Raw genomic sequence first — 6,000 nt, forward strand, 5'->3', positions numbered from 1 at the left:
GAAACTTAGTGGAAGACTTTTCTTTGGCAGCGCTCAAGACGCTGATCCTCGCCAACCAGATGCTGACCGTTGGCATTGTTTCATTCCTCGTCAGCGCCGTGGTGGTGTGGCGGCATTGGGAGCATGTCTCCTACTTCCTGATCCGGGTATGGCACAGCCTGCCGCTGATCGGCACAGTGGCCCGTCTCGCCCGCAAGCCGGCCTCGGTCGATGGCGATGGCTGGATCAACCATGAAGTGACCCTGTCGAATGTGTACTACCGCGAATACAAGAAGCATTTAAAGGGAACAGATGCCTACAACGCCTCCCTCGACTACCTTGCCAAGGCAGGAGAGGCCGGCCGCTCCCCGCGCCCGGCGTGGGTGCTTGCTCTGGTACTGGTGCTGGTGCTGGTCGAGGCAATGGGCTTTGCCTACGTGCTGGCAGGCTGGATGAACATGGATGCCTCCACCAATGACCGTCATCTGCTGGCAGCCGCGACGGCTCTGTTGCTCGCCGTTGCATCCGCATTCCTGGCTGAAGTGGCCGGACACTCCCTGCATCACAACAGCCTGATCGCCCGAGCGCGCCACTGGTGGCAAGGGGAAGAGCCCTCAAAACGCTCCCGTACCCTCAAGGCAAACAAGGCCATCAATCTGGAAGATTCCTTCTCGGACTCTGACAAACCTGACTACGAGCAGCTGCTGGCCCGCCTGAAAGACGTGAATTCAGGTGTCAGCCGCAAGTTTGTCTGGCTGATTGTCTGTGCTTCGTTTGTTGCCTGCATGGCCGTGGGCGCCTTCGTGGTGCGTTCAGCCACCCTCGACAGCATCGAAACCGAGATGGTCAACAACATGCGCGCCGAAACAACGGCACAGAGTGACAGCAGCATGGGGTCGCCGTTTGATCTGCCGGAAGAGTCTCAAGCCATCAACAACGAGGCGGAAGAGGCCACCATCGAAGACAAGATGCAGGCCATCCGTGAGGCCAGCCTGACCACCTACGTCATGCTGTCGCTCATCTACATCGCCATCCAGGGGATCAGCATCTGGCTTGCCAGCAAATACCACTTTGCGGGCACCCATTCCAAAACAGCCTGGCGTCTGACACACGAATACGCGACCGCCGAAGAGATGCTGGACGCGATGGACCAGCAACGCACCGCCATTGCCAGCCATGCCGATGACAAGCTCCGCCGCTTGCAGACCCTGTTGTCGAGCCGTGACCATACCAACTCGGGTGTGCTGGGGGCGCTGGAAGGGGAGAAATCCGCCCATCGCAATTTCCTGGCCTTTATCGAGTACAAGGCAGGCACCGTGCCGCCCAAGCCGGCCCCTCAGGCGGCCCCCCAGGTCGCACCGGCAGCGCAAGCCGAGCCGGCACCCGCCGTACAACCGGCCGTTGCGCAGGCAGAGGCGGCTCTCCCGCCCACCACTGACGCCCCCGGCCAGACCGGCGCTGCCGTCAAGGCCGCCGATTTCCATGATGTCACTGGCCTGCCCGAAGAGAGTCTGGCAGCAGCCAGCCGCGCACTGGGGGTGGACGAAGCGCAGTTGCGTGATATCCGTGAACAGCAGATGGCCCTCAAGACCCTGGGCCTCTTTCCCACCAAGCAGAGCGCCTAATCGTGAAGATCACCCAGGTATTGCTACTGGCGTTGACGCTGCCTTGTGCAGCGTTGGCGGCCGAGCGTAACGACATACAGAGCTGCTATGAGCGCAATGGCCTGACCGACATCAAGCCTGCGGGCACCGGTCGCGAACTGGTGGTCATCATCGACCAGACCATTCCGATGCCTGACGATCTGCAACGCAGCAGTTGGGGGCAGATAGAGCGGTTCGTGCAGGCTGGCGATCGCGTCAAGCTCTATACCTTCTCCGCCTTCTTGCCTGGCGAATACCTTCGCCTGGCCTACGCGGGGCAACTGGATATGCCGCTGGAAGGGGAGATCCGGGACGATGTCAGCATGCGCAAATTGCGCGGCCTGGACACCTGCCTGACGACGCAGACCAAGGTCTTTCGTAACGGCTTTGGCAAACAGTTCGTGAAAGCACTGCGTGATGCCCGCCAGGACATCCCCAAGAGCGAGATCATGAACTCGCTGCGCAAGGTGGGTGAAGATATGAAGGCCGAGCAAGGCGTCAATGACCGCGTCGTGTTCCTCATTTCGGACATGCTGGAGCACTCCGATTACACCAGCTTCTATGCCACCAACAAGATCAAGCAGCTCAATGTCGGTGACGAGCTCAAGCAGGCCAAGAGCAAGGGGCTGTTTGCCGATCTGCAAGACGCTCGCGTCTACGTCACGGGCGCCGGGCTGGTGACCGACGCGGTGAAACACGCCTATCGTTCCGGCAAGACCATGGATGCACTCGGTGACTTCTGGTCACAGTACTTCGAGCACTCCCATGCCACCCTGGTGAACTTCGGCGCCCCCAGCCTGAGCACGGACTTGCAATAACCGTCACGTCACAGGCAGAGCACGCGCTTCTGCCCATCACACAAGGGCGACCAACTGGTCGCCCTTGTTATTTATTGCCAACACTGCCCCCCTTCGAGATATAGGCCAACCCGCCCCTTGGCATCAGGTTTGGTCATGTGAGCCAAAGGTGGGTCCCCATATTTGCCGACTCTCGTAAAAGATCCCCAAGGGACGTCGTCATCTCCCCCCTTCTCCATGGACCGAGCAAGATAAGCTCCCTTTTTATTTGGGACAGCCATCTTTGTGTACGGATTGTTCCATTGGAGGAACCATATCACCCACTCTGTTTCACTGATGCAAAAATCACCTGCTCAAGCAACACCCACGGTGTCGCAGCGTTGTGAAAAAACGGCCTGATAACAAAGGGCCGATAGCCCCTTTTCCCCAACCCGCCTTATCAGGACAGCCATATTTTGGAGAAAGAGTTATCAAGACAGCCATCTTTTAGAGAAAGCTCTCATCCAGCGCCCAGCACAACTCGTCATCCAGCATTTGCGATGGTATTTGTGGAACTCGGGGGGATTAAAGAGAATGTCTTGGCATCGATGACGCCAATTCATGGCGCCTTATCAGGACAGCCACCTTTTGGAGAAAGCCTTCATCCAGCGCCCAGCACAACTCGTCATCCAGCATTTGCGATGGCATTTGTGAAACTCGGGGGATTAAAGAGAATGTCTTGGCATCGATGACGCCAATTCAGATGCGATCACACAGGCGGGGTGCTGGCGCGATACCGGACGTTGCTATGACACAAGTATTCATCACTCAAAGGGATGGTTGATGACATCGTCGCTGGCCACAGTGCCAGGCAAACTGCTGACAATGCTCTTTGTCACCCACCACTCTGATACCCTGGCGCCGAAACAGCGTCACTTGCTTGAGCCAGCGCTGCGTATTCCGGTGAAGTTGAACAGTGATTCCGGAATCTGTGAACACCATTTCCGGAAAGTATGCGGACAGGGATTCTTCGAGCAGAAGCTGAGCTTTGAGGGGAGGCATCTTTTCGACTCACTGAACAAGCCAGCAGCCAAGCGCAGCGCGGCAGTTGTGGAACCAAGACGTTGGAACAGGACGGTTCATCTGACATCAGAGTACGTGCACTGAGGTGTCCGGAATCGGTGTACACGCAAGCCGGAATCAGCGTTCATTTTAAACCGGAATAGGTGTTCATTTTCGACCGGAATATGCAAGCGCACCTCGTCCAACCCCAGCCGCACCAGGATGGGGGCAAGAGAAGCCGGGATATGACCCCGTTTGTCCACTCGGATGGCGCGACCTGTCCAGTCCACCAGCATCAGGTAATCCGCAAAGGCATATGGCAGGCTATCGGGTCGCGCGTCGTGCGCGAATGGCAACAGCAACGGCGGCAATGGGGCGGCGGACTGCTCGCCATCGAGACGCTGCTTGAGGCTGGTGTAATCGCTCTGTTCAGGCCGGTCGGACAATCCCGCTCGTATCGGATTGAGATCAACATAGGCCATGCAGGCCAGCAGGGCTGATTCGGTGAGCAAGGCCTGGCTCTTGAAGCGCCCTTCCCAGAAATGGCCCTTACAACCATCTTCCCGATTGGCCTGCCGAGCCAGGTTTTCGTTGAGCAACCGCACAAACCAGCTGATGGAATGTAACCGCTCCCGCCACTGCCCTATCAGTTGTTGCACCACGGCCAGTTCGGGCTCAATCAGGGATTCCCCCTGATACCAGCGTCGTACCAGCAGCGGCCACTGGAACAGCGCAGCCCAACGCTCGGCCACCTCCCGCTCGCTCCAATTGGCAGCGGTATCCGACTCGACCTTGAGCACCAGGTGATAGTGATTGCTCATCACCGCATAGGCACAAACACCGATGGCAAACAGTCGCGACAATTGGCCCAACTTGTCCACTACCCACTGGCGCCGATGCTCGTAACTCTGGCCGGAGTGGGCATCTTCCCCGCACAGAAACGCCCGCCGCACACAGCGACTGACCACATGATAGTAAGGCGTATCCTGCAAACTGATTTGACGTGAACGGGCAATGGTCATGGCTCACCCCCTGGGCAGTGACACCTCAAGCCAAGTACAGGGCTACGCCGCTGTCAAAAAGGTGGGTGTCCCAGATTTCTCCAACCGGGCCAAAATGGGAGCAAGGTGGGCCGGAATATGGCCGCACTTATCTGTTCTGATGGCACGGCCGGTCCAGTCCACCAGCATCAGATAATCGGTAAAGGCATAAGGCAGATCATCCGGTTTGCGCTGGCTGGCAAACGGCAGCAACAAAGGTGGCAATGATGGTGCTGCGGGTTGTTCACCATCGAGCCGCTGCTTGATACTGGTGTAGTCGCTCTGTTCAGGCCAGTCGGCCAATCCAGCTCGTATCGGGTTGAGGTCAACATACGCCATGCAGGCCAGCAGGGCTGACTCGGTCAGCAGTGCCTGGCTCCTGAAACGCCCTTCCCAGAAATGGCCTTTGCAACCATCTTCACGATTGGCCTGCCGTGCCAGGGTTTCATTGAGCAGCCGTACAAACCAACTGATGGAATAGAGCCTCGTGCGCCACTCCCCTATCAGTTGCTGTACAACCAACAACTCGGGCTCAATCAGAGATTCCCCCTGATACCAACGCCGTACCAACAGCGGCCACTGGAACAGCGCTGCCCAACGCTCGGCCACCTCCCGCTCGCTCCAGCTGGCAGCAGTATCGGGCTCTACCTTAAGCACCAGGTGATAGTGGTTGCTCATCACCGCATAGGCACACACCGATGGCAAACAGTCGCGACAGTTGCCCCAGCTTGTCGAGCACCCACTGGCGCCTGTGCTCGTAGCTCTGGCCGGAATGGGCATCTTCCCCACACAGAAAAGCCCGCCGCACGCAGCGACTGACCACGTGGTAATAAGGCGTATCTTGCAGACTGATTTGACGTAAACGGGCAATGGTCATGGCACATCCCTCGACGGCGACCTTTCAAGTCAAGAACAGCGCTACGCCGCTGTCAAAAAGGTGGGCAAAAAGGTGGGTGTCCCAGATTTCGTCCATTTCAACCCAGTCAAACACGGGTATTGCATCAAGCCTGTCGACTGGCCTTATTCCTCCATCCACCTTTATATCAGGCGAGGATGGATAAAGAGCGATTGGGCCATTGCTATTGATTTGGACGTAGAGTGATGATCATGATTACGAGGTTAATATTGATTGAAAAATAATTTCTCAACTTATCAAGGTTTAAAATTTTTGGGATAAACGTTGGGCTTCGCTCCGCTCAGCCACAACCTACGATACTAATTGGCCGTGTAGGTTGGCGCTGAGCTTGCAAAGCCCAACATACGAGATACGACATTAATTAGGGAAGGTGCGAATAAGCGGGGAAATTCTTCTCGGCTGACGCAGTCATTTCATTTCTTCATGTTTGAGCCGATTTTTTCTCCCGTAAATGCCTTGAATCAGCCTATTTAGACCGTTTCTTCGCCATTTAAGGCGTTATTCCCAGTTTTTAGTGAGATCTCTCCCACTGACGTATCATTTGGTCCGCCCGAAACAGGTTGGCCAGCGTGAATAACATCGCC

4 protein-coding genes and 1 pseudogene are annotated in these 6,000 nt (G+C 56.7%); 3 read left to right on the forward strand and 2 right to left on the reverse strand.

What is annotated here, in order from left to right:
• The first annotated feature begins 8 nt into the window (after nt 1–8).
• The 3 genes from J9889_RS00945 (at nt 9) to J9889_RS00955 (ending at nt 3,565) form a co-directional block, all read left to right on the forward strand.
• Complete coding sequence (locus J9889_RS00945; protein WP_161469719.1) at nt 9–1,604, forward strand: hypothetical protein; 1,596 nt, start codon at nt 9–11, stop codon at nt 1,602–1,604.
• Nucleotides 1,605–1,606: 2 nt separating this feature from the next.
• Entirely contained in the window at nt 1,607–2,440 is an 834-nt protein-coding gene (locus J9889_RS00950; protein WP_210555825.1) for a hypothetical protein, read from the forward strand.
• Between the two features lie 801 nt (nt 2,441–3,241).
• On the forward strand, nt 3,242–3,565 hold the full coding sequence (locus tag J9889_RS00955; protein WP_210555826.1) for a hypothetical protein: 324 nt from the start codon (nt 3,242–3,244) through the stop codon (nt 3,563–3,565).
• On the opposite strand, the gene J9889_RS00960 is transcribed toward J9889_RS00955, so the two are convergent.
• Together J9889_RS00960 and J9889_RS00965 are read right to left on the reverse strand one after the other, a co-directional pair.
• On the reverse strand, nt 3,538–4,482 hold the full coding sequence (locus tag J9889_RS00960) for a transposase (protein WP_246878007.1): 945 nt from the start codon (nt 4,480–4,482) through the stop codon (nt 3,538–3,540). The genes J9889_RS00955 and J9889_RS00960 overlap by 28 nt on opposite strands.
• An 81-nt stretch (nt 4,483–4,563) precedes the next feature.
• Nucleotides 4,564–5,377, reverse strand: a pseudogene (locus J9889_RS00965) (alpha-amylase family glycosyl hydrolase); the annotation flags it as partial.
• Between the last annotated feature and the right edge of the window lie 623 nt (nt 5,378–6,000).

Source organism: Aeromonas sp. PrichA-15 (assembly GCF_017939245.1).
Classification (GTDB): Bacteria; Pseudomonadota; Gammaproteobacteria; order Enterobacterales; family Aeromonadaceae; genus Aeromonas; species Aeromonas caviae.

What these genes read in the sequence shown, in the direction of transcription:
- J9889_RS00955 (WP_210555826.1), top strand. Translation starts at nt 3,242, where the DNA reads ATGACATCGTCGCTGGCCACAGTGCCAGGCAAACTGCTGACAATGCTC.
- J9889_RS00960 (WP_246878007.1), bottom strand. Translation starts at nt 4,482, where the DNA reads ATGACCATTGCCCGTTCACGTCAAATCAGTTTGCAGGATACGCCTTAC.